Genomic DNA, 17,715 nt, shown 5'->3' on the forward strand with positions numbered 1-17,715 from the left:
GACCAATCAGGGATTTAGAGGTGATTAGTGATGACACTCAAATGGTTATGGATATTAGTTATTACGTTTAGCTTACTAGAATGGATTTCAATCCCATTCATAGGCGCATTTTCAGGAAAACTATATCAATTAGTTGATGGTATATTAATAATTGCGTTTATTATTTACCCATTATTTTTCATTACTTCTCTTTTACTATTACAAAAGGGAATTAAAGAAATTGGTGCAGTAATTTTGCTTATTCCATTAATCGTGTATGCACCCTTGCTAATAGGTCTTCAACCGTTGCTTAAATAATGTGTTACTAATTGAATTAACAGGTGATTTAGTTTAAGAAGAAATATGCTTATGATCTTCCACAATCGGGTGCGATTGTGGAATAATCCTAACTTTCCTTTATAGCAACGATCTTTGAGAAAACAGTATAAATAAAAAAAGCACAACAAAGGTTATGAAAACCTTGTTGTGCTTTTATTAATAAATAAATTTTATTTATCTTCAGCAACGAATGGAAGTAATCCCATAATACGAGATACTTTGATAGCTGAAGTTAATTTACGTTGGTACTTTGCACTTGTGCCAGTTACGCGACGTGGTAAAATTTTACCGCGTTCAGAGATGAATTTCTTTAAAAGATCTACATCTTTGTAATCGATATGCGTAATATTGTTTGAAGTGAAGTAGCAAACTTTACGGCGTTTGCGGCCTCCGCGACGTGGTGCCATAGTGTGTCTCCTCCTTATCTTTTTTTATCTTTTAGAAGCATTAGAATGGAAGATCATCCTCTGATACTTCTATTGGTCCTTTGCTATTCGCAAATGGATCCTCATCTACACGTGTATAATTCGGCTGATTCATAGGTGGTTGATTTTGCTGATAAGCATCGCCGCCATAGGAACCCTGCCCTGGCATAGCGCCACCAAACTGTTGTTGTGGTTGACCACCGCCATATGACGGTTGGTTATTACCGTAAGTTTGTCCACCACCATATTGAGGAGCAGGAGCACCGCTACCATTACGGGGTTCTAAAAACTGTACGCTATCCGCCACGACATCTGTTGTGTATACTCGCTTACCGTCTTGTCCTTCATAACTGCCTGTCTGGATACGACCTTCTACCCCAATTAAACTCCCTTTTCGCATGAAGTTCGCTAGGTTTTCAGCCTGTTTTCGCCAGGCAACACAGCTAATGAAATCAGCTTCGCGTTCACCTTGTTGATTTGAGAATGCACGGTTTACAGCTACTGTAAATCTTGTAGACGCAACTCCATTCGGTGTATAACGTAGCTCAGGATCTTTTGTTAGTCTTCCAACTAATACGACACGGTTTATCATCAGAATACAACCTCCTTTTCAGCATTTTGTAAAAATTTAATAATTAAGCTTCTTGGCGAACTGCAATGTGGCGAATGATGTCTTCGCTGATGTTAGCAAGACGTGTATACTCGTTGATTGCATCTGAAGTAGCGTTTACTTTTACGATTTGGTAGTAACCTTCGCGGAAGTCTTGAATTTCATAAGCTAAGCGGCGTTTGCCCCACTCTTTTGATTCGATGACTTCTGCACCGTTAGAAGTTAAGATTTCATTGAAACGTTCAACTAAAGCTTTCTTCGCTTCGTCTTCAATGTTCGGACGTACGATGTACATTAATTCGTATTTTCTCATCTGTTTACACCTCCTTATGGACTTAGGCTCTCCTATTTAAGGGAGCAAGGAGCAAGTAATTAATTATTACTCACATCAATGAATTGTAACATATAGGTACATGTCTTTCAAGTCACAAACTAATAATTCATTATATAATAACAGTATATTTCAATTATCTATGAAAGGAGTGCCTTCATGTTCATCAATGATGAGGAACCTATCGTTATCGAATTAGATTTAAAAAAATTAATGATCGACAATTTTGTCATTACAAGTGGTCTTGTCATATTATTTATAGCCATTCAATATATTTGCTTTAAAGATTTTCATTTTTCTTTTTGGAATATGGTTTGTGGCACAGCACTATTTGTCGTACTGTATATAATTTTTATTATCCTACATGAGGCTTTTCATTTAATTGGCTTTATGATTTTTGGCAAAGTGCCCTATAAAGCTTTGAAATATGGCGTAAATTTAGAGTTGGGTATTGCCTATGCAACTACTGAGCAACCTCTCTACAATCATGCTATGAAAAAGGCTCTATTACTGCCATTCTGGACAACTGGTGTACTCCCAACTATCATTGGGTTTTATCTTAACAGCACCGTTTTAATCTTGATAGGGGCGGTGTTAATAGCCGGTGCCGTAGGTGATTTTGCCATGTATAAAGAACTACGGAAATATCCGAGAAATGCTATCGTACAGGATGATCCCAAATTACCAAAGCTGTATGTTTATACATCAAAGAAAAAGGATGCCCAGTAAAGTAAGACTACATAAACATATAGAATCTGTAGATTAAAATGAATAGCTACAGATTCTATTTATACTTTAAGGAGTTAAAAATCCATGCTGGGCTGCTGTATATAAATTTCTCCAAATTCGATTAATCGTGGATGTTTCTGTAATAGCATCCATACCGAGACTGCGTATTAAATTATTCGCTAGCTCTAAGCAAGCAGCAGCTATATCCTTAGTCATTTGGGTAAATTGTGATAATTCCTCTTCTGTTAATTCATCACCTATTTGATGCTTTTGCCAATAGACAGATAATGTTGCAAAGAACTGCTCTTCACATTGCTTGAAACGTTTCTGCTGCTGCATCCATAAAAATTGTAAGGCTCCAATTCGTTCAGTTCTGCTTATATCATCATTTCGTTGCTTCATTAAAGCAAAAGCTTCTTCTAAAAAATTCTCTGTAATCCCAAGACAAACACCTAAAAAGGAGGCCTCCGCAAAAGTGGTGAATGGAAAGCTATGCACTGAATTGCCATAATCATTTCTGATTGTACCTAATTGAAAAGTAGCTTCCTGAGGCACCCAAACGTTGTTTACACGGATTGTATGACTTGCTGTTGCCTTCAAACCCATTGCAGACCAATCATTCAAAATCTCAACATCTTGTGGATTCACTGAGCAGCTAATAATTTTTTCTGTTTTGATACCATCTTCTTCAATTAAGCAATTCATCGTAAATGTCGAGGCATAATTAGAACCACTACAATACTTCCATTGCCCTGTTACATAGTAGCCACCAACTGTTTTGACAGCTATACCCGTTGGATATCCACTACCTGCTATAACTGCTTCTTTAGGAGAATAGATTTTTTCACAGATTTCCTGACTGAATGTTGGAATAAATGCATTTCCACCTGTACCAATCGTAATGAGCCACCCAAAATTGCCATCAAGTGCAGACATCTGCTGGAATACCTTTACACCTTCTACTAAATCTAAATCCTTACCACCTAATTCTCTTGAAGTGAACAATTTGAATAGTTGTTGTTCATAAATATAATCTAAGACATCTTGTGGCAGCATCCCCAATTGCTCAAACTCTAAACCACGTTCCTTAATTTGCATAACATTCATTCAAAGGTTGCCTCCATACACTAAAAATTCTGATAACTATGCAATCGAAAAAGGGCAACCATATAGATTGCCCATGTTAGTTTTTATACATTAAAGCGGAATAACATAATATCGCCATCTTGTACTTCATATTCTTTACCTTCAAGACGTACTTTACCAGCTTCCTTAGCTGCTGCTTGAGAACCTGCCTCTAGTAGATCATCATATGCAACTGTTTCTGCACGAATAAAGCCGCGCTCAAAGTCAGTATGAATGATACCTGCACATTGTGGTGCCTTCATTCCTTTACGGAACGTCCAGGCACGTACCTCTTGTACACCTGCAGTAAAGTACGTAGCTAATCCTAATAAATCATAAGAAGTACGAATTAATTGATCTAAACCAGATTCTTTAATCCCTAATTCTTCTAAGAACATAGCTTTTTCTTCATCATCAAGCTCAGAAATTTCTTCTTCGATTTTAGCACAAATTGTAATAACTTGAGCACCTTCAGCCGATGCATACTCACGTACCTTTTTCACATACTCGTTGTTGTCAGCATCTGCTACTTCATCTTCTGAAACGTTTGCTACATAAAGCATTGGTTTAATTGTTAGCAAATGAAGACCTTTAATTACCTTTAATTCATCATCCGATAGCTCAGCTGCACGAGCTGGTTTACCGCTTTCTAGTTGCTCTTTAATTTTTAGAAGTACTGGCTCTTCGATCATAGCCTCTTTATCTTTTTGTTTCGCCATTTTGCTAACTCGTTGTAAACGTTTATCTACAGATTCTAAGTCAGCTAGCGCAAGCTCTAGATTAATAACTTCAATATCATCAATTGGATCTACTGCACCGGAAACGTGCGTAATGTTTTCGTCTACAAAACAACGTACTACCTGACAAATTGCATCTACTTCACGAATATGAGCTAGGAATTTATTTCCTAATCCTTCACCCTTGGAAGCACCTTTAACAATTCCAGCGATATCTGTAAATTCAAATGCAGTTGGTACAGTTTTTTTCGGTACAACTAATTCTGTTAATTTATCTAAACGTGCATCAGGTACTTCAACGATACCAACATTCGGATCAATCGTTGCGAATGGATAGTTTGCAGCCAATGCGCCCGCTTTTGTTATTGCGTTAAATAATGTTGATTTTCCAACGTTAGGTAAACCAACGATTCCAGCTGTTAATGCCATGAATGGACACAACCTTTCTATACTCAGTTCAAATTTTCTCTCATATAACCTTATCTATTATATTGATTCACTCAGAAAAAGTCTAATATGCCTGATGTTACGACTCATTCGCAGAAAATAAAACCTTTTTCATTTTTTTCTCAAATTCACGACGTGGAATCATGACACTATGCTGACATCCTTCGCATTTGATACGTACATCCGCCCCCATACGAATAATTTTCCATTTATTAGTACCGCATGGGTGTTGTTTTTTCATTTCAACAATATCATTTAAACCAAATTTCTTTGCCTCCATCTTACTCACTTCTCCCCTCATCTTTGCCATAGAACATCATTTTTGGATAGGCCATTGGTATATTATTTTCTTCAAAGAGTTTCGTAATATCGCGACGAATGATACGTGCTACTCCATATTGTTGCTGTGGTAAGGTTTCAGCAGCTATACGAATGGTTACTTCTGTCCCTTTAACATTTTGCACACCTAGAAATACTGGAGCGGCAATTAATTCTTTATGCATCTTAGGCAATGTCTCTAAATACTTATTAATAACCCCTTCTGCTTTTTCAAAATCAGCATCTGTGGCCATTTGTAAATCTATAAAAATTTTGGAGTTGTTAACAGAATAGTTGACGACTTCGCCAATGGCACCATTGGGAATGATGAACTGTTCACCAGTAGCACCATTAATTTTTGTTGTACGTAAGCCAATTTCTACAACCGTACCTTCTGCAGCATTTATTTTTATATAATCTCCTACACCAAACTGGTCTTCAAAAATAATAAAGAATCCAGTAATAACATCCTTTACTAAGCTTTGAGCACCAAAACCTATTGCTAAACCAACGATTCCTGCACCCGCTAATAAACCTGCTACCTTTATATTTAAGGAAGAAAGAATACCAATGATTGCAGAGAAATAAACAACATAGGAAATCACGCTTTGTAATAATCTTGAAATTGTTCGTTGGCGTCGCTCTGAGTGGCTTAATGGTGAACGCATACGGATTAAAAACACTTTTTTAATAAATTTTTTACCTAGTCTTACCGCTATCCATGAAGCTAATAGAATGAGCACAATTTCTATAGATGCATCAATAACATGTTCCCAAAGATCCTCAGATGTGAGCTTATCCCAGTATTTCTCCATTAATTTTTTATTCTTTTCCATCATTACCACCTCTTGAATAACTTGCTAAAAATTTGCGTATACTGCATAAAAATTGAGCACTTCTAAAAATAAAAAGAAAGTGAGTTTTTTTATGAATACTATACCAAATTTGTTACTACCTTATTCCCTTCATCACGAGAGTAAAAATGCTGTTTGGCAATTAAGTACATTATTTTTAGAACATATACCGTTTCATCATGAAAGACTAATTTTTTGTTGTATTGGCAGTGATCGTTGTACGGGTGATACACTTGGGCCATTAACTGGTAGTTTCTTAAAAAAATCTGTTAGCTTTCCTTATGAAATTGTAGGATCCTTAGAAGATCCTTTACATGCTCTAAACCTAGATTCTACAATGCAACAGCTACACAATCATACTACAAAACCATTCATTATTGCGATTGATGCCTGTCTTGGCAGTGAGCAAAATGTTGGTCATATTTCCGTTCAAAGTGGACCGATATTCCCTGGAAAAGCTGTAAAAAAAGAATTACCCCCAATTGGAGACATTTCCGTGAAAGGAATCGTCAATATTGGAGGCTTTATGGAAATGCTTGTTTTACAAAACACAAGACTTCATATTTCTTATGCAATGGCTGAAAAGCTTTCAAGAGCATTATTACTGGCTGCTCATCGTTATTCACTAAAAAGTGTAGAAGATAGCCACCATAATACCAACAATGACGATACCTGGCAGCAAGTTAGCAGCTTTGATCTTAGCTAAGCCTGCAATGTTTAACCCTATTGCCATAATCATAACCCCGCCAACAGCCGTCATTTCTGTAATGAACATTTGTAGTGCGGCATCAGGGATAAAGGAACTTATAACACCTGCAAAAAGTGCTATTAATCCTTGATAAACAAAGACAGGTACAGCGGATAGCAATACACCTATACCTAATGTGGATGCTAGAATTATGGATGTAAATCCATCTATTAATCCTTTTGTAATGAGTACATTATGATCATTACGAAGACCACTATCGAGTGCACCGATAACAGCCATTGAGCCAACAACAAAAATTAGGGAAGCAGTAACAAAGCCCTCTGCTATGCTAATTTGATTTTGGCCATCCCGTTTTGTACGAAATAAACTCTCTACCCATTTACCAAGACGATTCATTTGCTTATCTAAATCTAACCACTCACCTATTACTGTACCTACCACTAAACTTACTACCAATATAATAAAATTATCACTTTCAAAGCCCATTTTTATCCCTAATAATGTTACGGCTAAACCAATAATAGATAGGACCGTAGACTTCATAGATTCAGGGATATTTTTAAAAATGCGCCCTACTAATGCTCCTGCTACAATTAACACAGCATTTATCAAAGCTCCTAGTAATACCACACTTAAGCCTTCTTTCTCTCTAAAAAATAGAGAGCGCCTGTTTGCTTGGCGCTCTGATTAAGTTATAGAAATATTATTTTATTCTTCCTGTATGTTTAATATTTCCAATATACGTTCTAAATCATCTTCAGAATAAAATTCAATTTCAATTTTCCCTTTATTATTTGTTTTTTTAATTTGAACATTTGTGCCAAAGTAATCACGTAATTGTGACTCCTTTGCACTTACAAAGATATCTTTTTTCTTAGGCGGGATTGTTTCACGTGAAACTTCTTCATTTAAGTTTTGCACTAATAATTCAACTTGACGTACATTCAATCCTAAACTTATTACCTTATTGGCCACTTCTGAAATTCTTCTTTTATTTTTTAAGCCGAGTAAAGCTCGTCCCTGCCCCATCGATAATGTTCCATCATTCATCAATTTACGTACATCTTCTGGTAAAGCAAGTAGCCGAACATGATTTGCAATATGTGGTCTACTTTTTCCTAATCGCTTCGATAACTCTTCCTGTGTTAAATGTAAGTTTTCCATTAAACTCTGATAGGCTTCAGCTTCTTCAATTACAGTTAAATCCTCACGTTGGAGGTTTTCTAGAATAGCTAGCTCCATCATTTGTGCATCTGATAACTCTTTTATAATAACAGGAATAACCTCTAGGCCTGCTAATAGGCACGCTCTGTAACGACGTTCTCCAGCAACAATTTCAAACTTACGTGCTTTTTTACGCACGGCAATCGGCTGCAAAATCCCATGTTCTTTGATAGAATCTGCTAATTCTTGTAAACTCTCTTCATCGAAAATTTTACGAGGCTGAAATGGGTTCGCAACAATTAAATCTAATTGGATTTCTTCCACTTGTCCACTGTGTTCTAAAGACTCTCCTGGAAATAATGCACCAATACCCTTTCCTAGACCCTTAGCCATTTTTAATCACTTCCCTCGCCATCTCTAAATAAACTTCTGCACCTCTAGATTTTGCGTCATAAGTGATGATTGGTTGACCATGACTTGGTGCCTCACTTAATCGCACATTACGAGGAATTATTGTTTTATATACTTTATCTTGGAAATATTTTTTCACTTCATCAATAACTTGCAAGCCTAAATTCGTGCGTGCATCTAGCATTGTTAATAAAACACCATCGATGTAAAGCTGTTGATTCAAATGCTTTTGAACGAGGCGAACTGTTGATAATAATTGACTTAACCCTTCCAATGCATAATATTCACATTGTACAGGGATAATGAGCGCATCTGAAGCTGTTAAAGCGTTGATTGTTAAAAGCCCTAAAGATGGTGGACAGTCAATAATTATATAATCGAAATCTTCTTTCACATTTTGTAGAGCATGTTTTAAACGTACTTCTCTTGAAATAGTCGAAACCAATTCAATTTCTGCGCCTGCAAGTGAAATGGTTGCGGGCACGATAGATAAATTTTCTACATTGGTTATTTGAATGACATTTTCAACATCTTCATCATCAATGAGCACATCATAAATACACCCTTGTATTTCTCCTTTATTAATACCAAGTCCACTTGTTGTATTCCCCTGCGGATCAGTATCAATTAAAAGCACTTTCTTACCTAAGTATGCTAGGCAAGCGCTTAAATTGACCGAAGTTGTTGTTTTACCTACGCCACCCTTTTGATTGGCGATTGCTATAATTCTACCCATTTAAAAGCACCTGCTTTCATCTATCAAAGTTTACTTTGACAAATCATTTGTAAAATCACTATTTAATCCGCTATCTAACTTTCATTCTATCAAAAAAATTGAAGAGAGTTGTATAAAATATTAAGAATATATACAAAAAAGGAGATATCTCAATTAATCTTTTGAGATATCTCCCCTGTACAGTGATGAATTTGATTATAAATTACTTTACTAAAATAATTTATTACACTTTTTTCTTTTTAGGAATCTTCACTGTAATTTGATAGTATTCTTCTGTATCTTCTTCTTCAGTTTTCACCGTAATCCCACTTTTCGTTACCATCGTTAACGACTGTTTGATGGTATTCAAAGCAATACGCACATCTTTACTTATGGCCTTACGTTTCGGTTTAGCTTTCTTTGGGATTGTTTCTTCCTGCTCGTCAGCTACAGGATGTAATATGGCCTGGATTTGCTCCTCTAGCTGTCGCACATTCCAATCATTATCCATTGCTAGCTGTAAAATTTCTAATTGCAATGGTTGATCTTTAATAGCAATTAATGCACGTGCATGTCGTTCAGATATTTTACGCTTCAAAATAGCTTGCTGTACTTCATCTGGCAGCCTTAATAAACGTAATTTGTTGGCTACAGTGGATTGTCCTTTTCCAAGTCTTTGGGCAAGAGCTTCCTGTGTTAGCTCATGAAGCTCTAATAATTTTTGATAGGCTACCGCTTCTTCAATTGCTGTTAACTCCTCACGCTGCAAGTTCTCTATTAACGCAATAGATGCTGTTTCCTTATCAGTTAAATTACGTACAATAGCAGGGACCTCTGTCCATTGTAGCTTTTTCATCGCTCGATATCGACGCTCACCAGCGATGATTTCATATTGATTTTCTGATGTTTTACGTACAACAATTGGCTGAATCACACCATGTGTATGAATGGTTCTTGATAATTCTTCAATTTTTTCATCATCAAAAATAGTACGTGGCTGAAAACGGTTAGGTACAATTTGATCAATAGGCAACTTTATAACTTCTTCCGCTGCATGAACCGCCTCTGCTTGTTCTACTTCATTTTTCACAATAGGCTCTGTTTTACTTCCGCCTCCAAAAAAACGTGAAAAAGGACTTTTCATCCAAGTGGCACCACCTTTAAGTAACTATCTTGCTCTGTGTCATTCTATTATTATTTATTATATTTCCTTAAATGTATATAGTTCATAGATGTCTTTTGCGTGAACCATCCATAACTAGTATGTATGCTCAAAATAGAAAAAATATTTTCCACTTTGAGAAGTTTCACATGAAACACTAATTATTGAATTGGTGTTTTATTTGGTACACCTGGCTTACGCGGATATTTTTTCGGTGTTCCTTTTATTTTATCAAATATATATAAAATGCGGTCACTTTCTTCAACAGGTAGCTTGAAAGAAAATTCCTCTCTCAGTTTAACACCTAATGTTGTTAAAGCCTTTTTAGCATCCTTTAATTCTTCTGCCCCGGCTGCGGCTTTTAAAGCAACAAAATGCCCTTCTTGTTTTGCTAAAGGTACACATAACTCTGATAGAACTGATAAACGAGCTACAGCACGTGCTGTTACCACATCAAATTGCTCACGGTATTTTACATTTTGACCAAACTCTTCTGCTCGAGCATGTACAAAATGCATATTCTCTAATTGTAACTCATCACTTAAATGATTTAAAAAGGTAATTCTTTTATTTAAGGAGTCGACAATTGTAACATGTAAATGTGGGAAGCAGATTTTAATGGGGATACTTGGGAAACCAGCTCCAGCTCCAACATCGCAAACAGTTACTACTTTTGCAAAATCAAAATAAAATGAAGGACTAATTGAATCGAAGAAATGCTTTAAATATACGCCTTCTAAATCTGTAATAGCGGTTAAATTCATCTTTTCATTCCACTCAACAAGTAATTCAAAATACTTTTTAAATTGAGCAATCTGCGTATCAGAAAGTTCGATACCTTTCTCTTTCAGAGCCTCAATAAATTGTTGTTCGTTCATGTTAAGTCTCCTTTGTTGATCTAGCTATACAACTACAATTAATAGTATAGCCCTAAAAATAGGAAGCGGGCACAATGGTATGCCCGCCTCTTATTTACCTTACTGTTGTTGATCAGCTGCTTACTTTCGCAATTTTACCTTGTTCAATATAAACAAGAAGAATTGAAATATCAGCTGGATTAACACCAGAAATACGAGAGGCTTGCGCAATAGAAAGTGGTGTAACTTGTTTTAATTTTTGACGCGCTTCTGTTGCTAATCCTGAAATAGCATCGTAATCAATATTTTCAGGGATTTTTTTATTTTCCATTTTGTGTAGTTTCTCTACCTGTTGCAATGCTTTTTCGATATAGCCTTCATATTTAAGTTGAATTTCAATTTGTTCTTTCACTTCATCCGTCAATTCGATTTCTGCCGGAATTAAAGAAGAAATTAACTCATAATGCATTTCAGGGCGTTTTAATAAATCTGCGCCACGTATACCGTCTTTTAATTCACTACCACCAACAGAACGAATAACAGATTGAGTCGCTTCATTTGGTTTAATAATGACTTCACGAAGACGTGCAATTTCATTTTCAATCAGCTCTTTTTTCTCATTGAAACTTGCATATCGTTCTTGTGGAATCATCCCCATTTTATAGGCTAACTCTACTAAACGTAGATCTGCATTATCGTGACGTAATAGTAAACGATACTCTGCACGAGATGTTAATAAACGATATGGCTCGTTTGTTCCTTTAGTCACTAGGTCATCAATCAAAACGCCAATATAAGCATCAGAACGGCTTAAAATTAATTCGTCTTTACCTAGTACATTGGCAGCAGCATTCATTCCCGCCATTAACCCTTGCGCGGCAGCCTCTTCATAGCCAGATGTACCGTTAATTTGACCAGCTGTATATAAGCCTTTAATACGTTTTGTTTCTAAAGTTGGCCATAATTGTGTTGGCACAATTGAATCGTATTCAATAGCATAACCAGCACGCATCATTTCCGCATTTTCTAAACCAGGTATAGATTTTAGTAAACGTGTTTGGACATGCTCTGGTAAGCTTGTTGACAAACCTTGAACATATACCTCACGTGTATTACGGCCTTCTGGCTCTAAGAAGATTTGGTGTCTTGGCTTATCATTAAAACGTACCACTTTATCTTCAATAGATGGGCAATAACGTGGACCTGTCCCTTTAATCATGCCTGAGTACATCGGTGAAAGATGTAAATTCGCCTCAATAATTTCATGTGTTTCAGGGCTTGTGTATGTTAACCAGCAAGGTAGCTGATCCATAATGAATTCAGTTGTTTCAAAACTAAATGCACGCGGAACGTCATCTCCTGGTTGAATCTCTGTTTTGTCATAATCAATTGTACGGTTATTCACACGCGGTGGTGTACCTGTTTTAAAGCGAACTAGGTCAAAACCAAGCTCTTTTAAATTATCAGCTAAGCGGATTGACGGTTGCTGATTATTAGGTCCACTTGAATATTTAATATCACCGATAATGATTTCACCACGTAGGAAAGTACCTGTTGTCACAACGACTGTTTTAGCACGATAAACGGCACCAATTTGTGTAATGACTCCTTTAACTTCTCCATCCTCAATAATCAGCTCTTCAACCATTCCTTGATGGATTGTTAAGTTTTCCGTATCCTCCAACACACGTTTCATCTCTTGTTGGTATAAAACTTTGTCTGCTTGTGCACGTAATGCACGTACTGCAGGACCTTTCCCTGTATTCAACATTCTCATTTGTATATGTGTTTTATCTATCACTTTTCCCATAACGCCACCTAAAGCGTCAATTTCACGTACGACAATTCCTTTGGCTGGGCCACCGATAGATGGATTACATGGCATAAATGCAATCATATCTAAATTGATTGTTAGCATTAATGTGTTAGCACCCATTTTAGCTGCGGCATGTGCAGCTTCAGAGCCTGCATGACCTGCGCCAATCACGATAACATCAAACGTGCCTGCCTCATATTTTGTTGGCATGCTCGTACCTTCCTTTCTTTCTTAAAATTATTTTCCTAAACAGAACTGTGAAAATAGCTGGTTAATTAGGCTTTCTTGTACAGTGTCACCAATGATTTCACCAAGTATTTCCCATGTTCTTGTTACATCAATTTGTACCATATCAACTGGTACACCATCCTGTGCAGCTGCTATTGCATCTTCAACCGTTGCTTGCGCTTGGTGCAGAAGTGCTATATGTCTTGCATTTGAAACATATGTTAAATCGCCCGCTTCGATTTGTCCCTCAAAGAATAATACAGCAATGGCTTCCTCTAGCTCTATAATACCTTCCTCTTGTAACAGAGATGTTGTTACAATGCGATGCTCACCAGCTAATTCTTTGACACGTGCCAAATCAATTTTTTGCGGTAAATCTGTTTTATTGACAATGACGATGTAATCCATCGCTTCAATTGTTTCGAATAGACGCTCATCCTCAGCAGTTAATTCATCCGCATAGTTTAATACAAACAGAATTAAATCTGCTCCACGAAGAGCTTCTCGTGAGCGTTCTACACCAATTCGTTCAACAATATCTTCTGTCTCCCGAATACCCGCTGTATCCACTAAACGAAGTGGAACACCACGGACATTGACGTACTCTTCTATAATATCACGAGTAGTCCCTGCAATATCTGTCACTATGGCCTTATTTTCTTGTACTAAGCTATTTAATAGTGAAGATTTCCCTACATTCGGACGACCTAAAATAACAGTTGATAATCCCTCACGCAAAATTTTTCCTTGAGAAGATGTTTGTAGAAGTTTGCTAATTTCATTTCTTACCCATGTACATTTTTCTACTAATACAGGTACTGTCATTTCTTCTACATCATCATACTCTGGATAATCTATATTAACCTCTACTTGTGCTAATGTCTCTAGTAAAGCTTGGCGCAAATCACCAATAAGTCTCGATAATTTTCCATCCATTTGACCCAAAGCAACGTTCATCGCACGATCTGTTTTAGCTCTTATTAAATCCATAACCGCTTCAGCCTGTGATAAATCTATGCGTCCATTTAAAAATGCTCGTTTTGTGAATTCGCCAGGCTCAGCTAACCTTGCTCCATTCGTTAAGGCAAGTTGCAACACACGTTTGACTGAAACTAGTCCACCATGACAATTTATTTCAACTACATCCTCACGCGTGAATGTTTTTGGTCCGCGCATCAGCGATAGCATTACTTCCTCTACTACCTCATTAGTTTTAGGATCAACTAAATGCCCATAATGAATAGTGTGCGAATCTTTCGTTGTTAAACTTTTTCCCCCGGGTGATTTGAATATTTTATCTGCAATCGTCACTGCCTCGTCCCCACTTAAACGAACGATGGCTATGGCACCTTCACCCATTGGTGTGGATATCGCAGCAATTGTATCGAACTCCATTTAATGACCTCCTCGACGTTATCCACATGTGGATAATCAAAACCGACCAATACTTACTAACACCTTAGACTAACATATTTTCAGCAAAATCTAAAGTAAGGATGATTTCCAAATGTGGATAAAATCAATTTTTTCGCTAATCCTATTTTCGACAAACTTTGCTATTTTTCATTAAAAAAGGTCATTTTATCTCGAAGATAAAATGACCTTTCAAAATATATTGTCTGTCTGTATGGTGATGAGCAACATCTAATTATTTTTTACTGGTTCAATTACTAAATAACGATTAGGCTCTGTACCTTCTGAATACGTTTCAAGATCTAGACGATTTGCTAGTTGATTATGAATTATCTTTCGTTCGTAAGACGGCATTGGTTCAAATGCCACACGTTGATTTAAGCGTAATGCTTTATCCGCCATTCGATCTGCAAGTAATTCTAAAGCTACTTGTCGACGCTCTCGATAGTTTTCTACATCCAATTTCACCATTAAGAACTGCTTAGCGCTTTTATTTAATACGAGTTGCGTTAATTGCTGTAAGGAATTTAATGTTTGACCACGTTTCCCTATAAGCAGTGCAGCTTTCTCACTTTTTAGTTGAAATAATACATATTTCCCTTCGCGTGTCGTAGCAATATCAAGATCATGAATAGCCAATTGTTCAGCGATACTTATTAAATAAGCCTTTGCCTCTTCAATTGGATTTGCTGAGTCTACATCTTCATCTTGTTCTTTAACGACTTGTTGAACGTCTTCCATTTCACTTGGTTGTTCAGAAACTTGTGAACTTAGTGTTTCAACATCATCTACTACTATTGGTTCGTTTAATTGAGTTGCCATTTGCGTTTCAGCATTGTCACTTTCAATTGTCAGAACCTGAACTTCCTTTACTGTTACACGTACCTCTGCAGATCGTGCACCAAAACCTAAAAATCCTTTTTTACCTTCTTGTAAAACTTCAACATCTACTTGTTCACGGGTTTTGCCAAGTTTCTGTAACGCCAATGAGACCGCTTCTTGTGTTGTTGCGCCTATTTGCGTAAGTTGTTTCACTTTTTAGCCCCTCCATTTTGAGCAGGTTGTGTTTTATCTTTATTCCAAGGTTTATAAATATACAAGTTTTGGAAAACCGAAATAATGTTTCCGATCACCCAGTATAATGATAATGCAGCTGGTAAGGCCATACCAAAACCAATAATCATGAATGGCATAATATACATCATAATTTTCATTTGAGGATTATCCATTGCTGGTCCTGTACGTAACACGATAAATTGCATTAAACCTGCAGTAATGGCTAATGCAGGTGCAGGATCTGCTAACGGGAAGATAAAGAAATTCCCTAAATCAAATGTAGATGTAGCATTCATACGGCTAATTGCATGATAGAAACCAATTAAGATTGGCATTTGAATGATTACTGGTAAACATCCAGCTAGTGGATTTACTCCAGATTCACTCATTAGCTTCATCATTTCTTGCTGATATTGTTGTTGTGTCTGAGCATCCTTAGAAGCATACTTCTTTTGCAGTTCCTTCAATTTTGGCTGAATTTCTTGCATCTTTTTTGAACTCTTTGTTTGTTTGATCATCAATGGCAAAATTGCTAAACGAATAATAATCGTTACGGCAATGATCCCCCATGCATACGTACCTAGCAGATCAGCAAAGTATTTTATCGCTGATACCAACGGCCAAACAATGAATTCATTCCAGAAGCCTGTGCTATCTTTGGAAATTGGTTCATTGAATTCTGTACAACCAGAAAGTAGTAAGGCTACTGATACTAGTGACAAAATTACCCAATGTTGTTTTTTCAACCTTCTTCCCCCTACAATTACTATTCACTTTTTCTTATTTCTATATGCTTCTTTTTATACTGACATAATCGGTTAACAGCCAGTAACCTTATCTTTATTTCAGTCCAATTTTGAGAGTCCTCGATGAAGATAAAGTTATCAGTTATTTTATCATGCCTATAACGTTCACTCTACTAAATATTCTAACTACATACACTTATTCCTGAGTTAAGTTGCGAATTTTACATATTTTAAGCAAAATTTAAGCAAAAACTCACGCCAAAAATACCCCTATACGTATAATTCACTTACTTATAATTGTATGCAAAATTGCACATTTTCTATTCTATTGCTAACTGTACAGGCGTAATTTCACCACTTGGTTGCATACATTACACTTTTTTCATTACCTTTGCGATTCGTAGTACATGCTGCAAACTTTGCTTCACTTCATGAAAATCCATAGTGGCCGCCGGTTGTCTGGCGATAATAACATAATCCATATTCGGCTTTAGATCATTTTTTAATTCTTGAATACTTTGTCGAATATAGCGTTTTACTTGGTTGCGTGTTACCGCATTCCCAAGCTTCTTACTAACTGATAAACCTACACGAAATTCCGTTTGTCCCTCTTTTGCTAAAAAATAAACAACAAACTGACGATTAGCGAAAGATTTACCTTTTTTAAACACCTTTTGAAAATCATCATTCTTCTTCACTCGTTGGCGTTTTTTCATTTCTTTCACCTGCTATTAGATAATATCTTTTGATCCTCATTTCTAGGTTTACCAAAAATAAAGAAAAAAAAGACCACTGATGTGGCTCAGTGGACTTATTTTATGCTGATAAAACTTTTCTTCCTTTACGACGACGAGCAGCAAGAACTTTGCGACCGTTTTTCGTGCTCATACGTGCGCGGAAACCGTGTACTTTGCTGTGCTTACGTTTTTTTGGTTGGTAAGTACGTTTCATTGTATATAGACACCTCCTGAATTGAGTTGAATTTTTCAACATACAGACTCGAATATTATATAAAGTATCTAGTTATTTTGTCAATGAATTTCATAAATTTCTTTTAATCAGTCGAACTATGTATTTATTCTATTTTCAATTTTTTAGTCTTCAGATTTTTACAAGCGAGATTTTTAATTCATAAATATAAAAATAATTATCCACAGAGTACTTGTCTTTTTTACACAGAGTTGTGTATAGTATTTTTTGCATTATTTTTTATCCACAACAATTATCTACAGGTTTTTCACATAAGCAGTGCTTGTGGACAACTACAAAGTGCATAACTATAAGCTATGTGGATAAGTTTCACAAACTATTGAAATGGCTTTGTTTTTCTGATACGATTACTGTGCTTCACTTTGTTGAAAACTAAAACGAACATTTTAATTATCCACAACTGTTAATATGCTGTGGATAATTTTTATCACAGCCTTTGGTTAACTTTTATCCACAACTTGTGATTATGTGGACGAGTTGTAAAATGAACGTATTTACCATTTCTATAAATGCGATTTTTTTTTGTATTGAACACTGTAAAGGAGATTAGCAGC

At 36.3% G+C, this 17,715-nt stretch carries 21 protein-coding genes; 3 read left to right on the forward strand and 18 right to left on the reverse strand.

Annotated elements, in window-relative coordinates; genetic code table 11:
* Positions 1 to 30 precede the first annotated feature (30 nt).
* Positions 31 to 297 (forward strand): hypothetical protein, encoded by a 267-nt coding sequence (locus MHB40_RS25220; RefSeq protein WP_342533665.1) that lies wholly within the window; start codon positions 31 to 33, stop codon positions 295 to 297.
* 191 nt (positions 298 to 488) lie between these two features.
* Here MHB40_RS25220 and rpsR read toward each other — a convergent pair whose 3' ends face one another.
* From rpsR to rpsF, 3 genes are read right to left on the reverse strand one after another with little or no spacing between them, the layout of a single operon-like run.
* Positions 489 to 725, reverse strand: coding sequence for a 30S ribosomal protein S18 (rpsR, locus tag MHB40_RS25225; protein WP_004233359.1), 237 nt, complete (start codon positions 723 to 725; stop codon positions 489 to 491).
* A 40-nt stretch (positions 726 to 765) separates the two neighbouring features.
* On the reverse strand, positions 766 to 1,335 hold the full coding sequence (gene ssb / locus MHB40_RS25230) for a single-stranded DNA-binding protein (protein ID WP_054610250.1): 570 nt from the start codon (positions 1,333 to 1,335) through the stop codon (positions 766 to 768).
* Positions 1,336 to 1,378: 43 nt separating this feature from the next.
* Positions 1,379 to 1,666, reverse strand: a complete 288-nt coding sequence (gene rpsF, locus MHB40_RS25235; protein ID WP_205446295.1) for a 30S ribosomal protein S6 — start codon at positions 1,664 to 1,666, stop codon at positions 1,379 to 1,381.
* A 177-nt stretch (positions 1,667 to 1,843) separates the two neighbouring features.
* On the opposite strand from rpsF, the gene MHB40_RS25240 reads away from it, so the two are divergent.
* Entirely contained in the window at positions 1,844 to 2,413 is a 570-nt protein-coding gene (locus tag MHB40_RS25240) for a DUF3267 domain-containing protein (protein ID WP_342533666.1), read from the forward strand.
* Between the two features lie 66 nt (positions 2,414 to 2,479).
* On the opposite strand, the gene MHB40_RS25245 is transcribed toward MHB40_RS25240, so the two are convergent.
* The 4 genes from MHB40_RS25245 to MHB40_RS25260 all read right to left on the reverse strand — a co-directional run bounded on the left by MHB40_RS25245 (position 2,480) and on the right by MHB40_RS25260 (position 5,876).
* Positions 2,480 to 3,520, reverse strand: coding sequence for an acyl-CoA dehydrogenase (locus tag MHB40_RS25245; protein WP_342533667.1), 1,041 nt, complete (start codon positions 3,518 to 3,520; stop codon positions 2,480 to 2,482).
* 83 nt (positions 3,521 to 3,603) lie between these two features.
* Entirely contained in the window at positions 3,604 to 4,704 is a 1,101-nt protein-coding gene (gene ychF / locus MHB40_RS25250) for a redox-regulated ATPase YchF (RefSeq protein ID WP_342533668.1), read from the reverse strand.
* 97 nt (positions 4,705 to 4,801) lie between these two features.
* Positions 4,802 to 5,002, reverse strand: a complete 201-nt coding sequence (locus MHB40_RS25255) for a DUF951 domain-containing protein (RefSeq protein WP_342443794.1) — start codon at positions 5,000 to 5,002, stop codon at positions 4,802 to 4,804.
* Between the two features lies 1 nt (position 5,003).
* Entirely contained in the window at positions 5,004 to 5,876 is an 873-nt protein-coding gene (locus MHB40_RS25260) for a mechanosensitive ion channel family protein (protein WP_205446299.1), read from the reverse strand.
* Positions 5,877 to 5,967: 91 nt separating this feature from the next.
* Between MHB40_RS25260 and yyaC the strand changes: the two genes are divergently transcribed.
* Positions 5,968 to 6,600 carry a spore protease YyaC gene (gene yyaC, locus MHB40_RS25265; RefSeq protein ID WP_338652191.1) on the forward strand — a complete coding sequence of 211 codons (633 nt, stop codon included), beginning with the start codon at positions 5,968 to 5,970 and terminating at the stop codon, positions 6,598 to 6,600.
* Here the strand turns inward: yyaC and MHB40_RS25270 are convergent.
* The 11 genes from MHB40_RS25270 to rpmH form a co-directional block, all read right to left on the reverse strand.
* Positions 6,520 to 7,233, reverse strand: a complete 714-nt coding sequence (locus MHB40_RS25270; protein ID WP_205446301.1) for a DUF554 domain-containing protein — start codon at positions 7,231 to 7,233, stop codon at positions 6,520 to 6,522. The two genes, yyaC and MHB40_RS25270, sit on opposite strands and share 81 nt — an antisense overlap.
* A 78-nt stretch (positions 7,234 to 7,311) precedes the next feature.
* Entirely contained in the window at positions 7,312 to 8,160 is an 849-nt protein-coding gene (locus tag MHB40_RS25275; protein WP_342442104.1) for a ParB/RepB/Spo0J family partition protein, read from the reverse strand.
* Positions 8,153 to 8,914 (reverse strand): AAA family ATPase, encoded by a 762-nt coding sequence (locus MHB40_RS25280; RefSeq protein WP_205446303.1) that lies wholly within the window; start codon positions 8,912 to 8,914, stop codon positions 8,153 to 8,155. The genes MHB40_RS25275 and MHB40_RS25280 overlap by 8 nt, the downstream gene beginning before the upstream one ends.
* Before the next feature lie 223 nt (positions 8,915 to 9,137).
* Positions 9,138 to 10,037, reverse strand: a complete 900-nt coding sequence (gene noc, locus MHB40_RS25285; RefSeq protein ID WP_205446304.1) for a nucleoid occlusion protein — start codon at positions 10,035 to 10,037, stop codon at positions 9,138 to 9,140.
* A 179-nt stretch (positions 10,038 to 10,216) separates the two neighbouring features.
* Positions 10,217 to 10,933 carry a 16S rRNA (guanine(527)-N(7))-methyltransferase RsmG gene (rsmG, locus tag MHB40_RS25290; RefSeq protein WP_342533669.1) on the reverse strand — a complete coding sequence of 239 codons (717 nt, stop codon included), beginning with the start codon at positions 10,931 to 10,933 and terminating at the stop codon, positions 10,217 to 10,219.
* 112 nt (positions 10,934 to 11,045) lie between these two features.
* Complete coding sequence (gene mnmG, locus MHB40_RS25295; protein ID WP_342442106.1) at positions 11,046 to 12,938, reverse strand: tRNA uridine-5-carboxymethylaminomethyl(34) synthesis enzyme MnmG; 1,893 nt, start codon at positions 12,936 to 12,938, stop codon at positions 11,046 to 11,048.
* 27 nt (positions 12,939 to 12,965) lie between these two features.
* Positions 12,966 to 14,351, reverse strand: a complete 1,386-nt coding sequence (gene mnmE / locus MHB40_RS25300) for a tRNA uridine-5-carboxymethylaminomethyl(34) synthesis GTPase MnmE (RefSeq protein WP_342533670.1) — start codon at positions 14,349 to 14,351, stop codon at positions 12,966 to 12,968.
* Positions 14,352 to 14,600: 249 nt separating this feature from the next.
* Complete coding sequence (jag, locus tag MHB40_RS25305) at positions 14,601 to 15,404, reverse strand: RNA-binding cell elongation regulator Jag/EloR (protein ID WP_342533671.1); 804 nt, start codon at positions 15,402 to 15,404, stop codon at positions 14,601 to 14,603.
* A complete protein-coding gene (yidC, locus tag MHB40_RS25310; protein WP_342442108.1) occupies positions 15,401 to 16,171 on the reverse strand; it encodes a membrane protein insertase YidC in 771 nt (256 codons plus the stop codon). The genes jag and yidC overlap by 4 nt, the downstream gene beginning before the upstream one ends.
* A gap of 371 nt (positions 16,172 to 16,542) precedes the next feature.
* A complete protein-coding gene (rnpA, locus tag MHB40_RS25315; protein ID WP_205446310.1) occupies positions 16,543 to 16,887 on the reverse strand; it encodes a ribonuclease P protein component in 345 nt (114 codons plus the stop codon).
* A gap of 100 nt (positions 16,888 to 16,987) precedes the next feature.
* The gene (gene rpmH, locus MHB40_RS25320; RefSeq protein WP_004233310.1) at positions 16,988 to 17,122 is read right to left on the reverse strand and encodes a 50S ribosomal protein L34; all 135 of its coding nucleotides are present in this window, start codon (positions 17,120 to 17,122) and stop codon (positions 16,988 to 16,990) included.
* Between the last annotated feature and the right edge of the window lie 593 nt (positions 17,123 to 17,715).

It is taken from the genome of Lysinibacillus sp. FSL K6-0057, from assembly GCF_038630885.1.
GTDB lineage: Bacteria > Bacillota > Bacilli > Bacillales_A > Planococcaceae > Lysinibacillus > Lysinibacillus fusiformis_F.

Excerpts from the sequence above, each read along its gene's own strand:
- MHB40_RS25220 (WP_342533665.1), top strand. The coding sequence starts at position 31 with ATGACACTCAAATGGTTATGGATATTAGTTATTACGTTTAGCTTACTA.
- rpsR (WP_004233359.1), bottom strand. The coding sequence starts at position 725 with ATGGCACCACGTCGCGGAGGCCGCAAACGCCGTAAAGTTTGCTACTTC.
- ssb (WP_054610250.1), bottom strand. The coding sequence starts at position 1,335 with ATGATAAACCGTGTCGTATTAGTTGGAAGACTAACAAAAGATCCTGAG.
- rpsF (WP_205446295.1), bottom strand. The coding sequence starts at position 1,666 with ATGAGAAAATACGAATTAATGTACATCGTACGTCCGAACATTGAAGAC.
- MHB40_RS25240 (WP_342533666.1), top strand. The coding sequence starts at position 1,844 with ATGTTCATCAATGATGAGGAACCTATCGTTATCGAATTAGATTTAAAA.
- MHB40_RS25245 (WP_342533667.1), bottom strand. The coding sequence starts at position 3,520 with ATGAATGTTATGCAAATTAAGGAACGTGGTTTAGAGTTTGAGCAATTG.
- ychF (WP_342533668.1), bottom strand. The coding sequence starts at position 4,704 with ATGGCATTAACAGCTGGAATCGTTGGTTTACCTAACGTTGGAAAATCA.
- MHB40_RS25255 (WP_342443794.1), bottom strand. The coding sequence starts at position 5,002 with ATGGAGGCAAAGAAATTTGGTTTAAATGATATTGTTGAAATGAAAAAA.
- MHB40_RS25260 (WP_205446299.1), bottom strand. The coding sequence starts at position 5,876 with ATGGAAAAGAATAAAAAATTAATGGAGAAATACTGGGATAAGCTCACA.
- yyaC (WP_338652191.1), top strand. The coding sequence starts at position 5,968 with ATGAATACTATACCAAATTTGTTACTACCTTATTCCCTTCATCACGAG.
- MHB40_RS25275 (WP_342442104.1), bottom strand. The coding sequence starts at position 8,160 with ATGGCTAAGGGTCTAGGAAAGGGTATTGGTGCATTATTTCCAGGAGAG.
- MHB40_RS25280 (WP_205446303.1), bottom strand. The coding sequence starts at position 8,914 with ATGGGTAGAATTATAGCAATCGCCAATCAAAAGGGTGGCGTAGGTAAA.
- noc (WP_205446304.1), bottom strand. The coding sequence starts at position 10,037 with ATGAAAAGTCCTTTTTCACGTTTTTTTGGAGGCGGAAGTAAAACAGAG.
- rsmG (WP_342533669.1), bottom strand. The coding sequence starts at position 10,933 with ATGAACGAACAACAATTTATTGAGGCTCTGAAAGAGAAAGGTATCGAA.
- mnmG (WP_342442106.1), bottom strand. The coding sequence starts at position 12,938 with ATGCCAACAAAATATGAGGCAGGCACGTTTGATGTTATCGTGATTGGC.
- mnmE (WP_342533670.1), bottom strand. The coding sequence starts at position 14,351 with ATGGAGTTCGATACAATTGCTGCGATATCCACACCAATGGGTGAAGGT.
- rnpA (WP_205446310.1), bottom strand. The coding sequence starts at position 16,887 with ATGAAAAAACGCCAACGAGTGAAGAAGAATGATGATTTTCAAAAGGTG.
- rpmH (WP_004233310.1), bottom strand. The coding sequence starts at position 17,122 with ATGAAACGTACTTACCAACCAAAAAAACGTAAGCACAGCAAAGTACAC.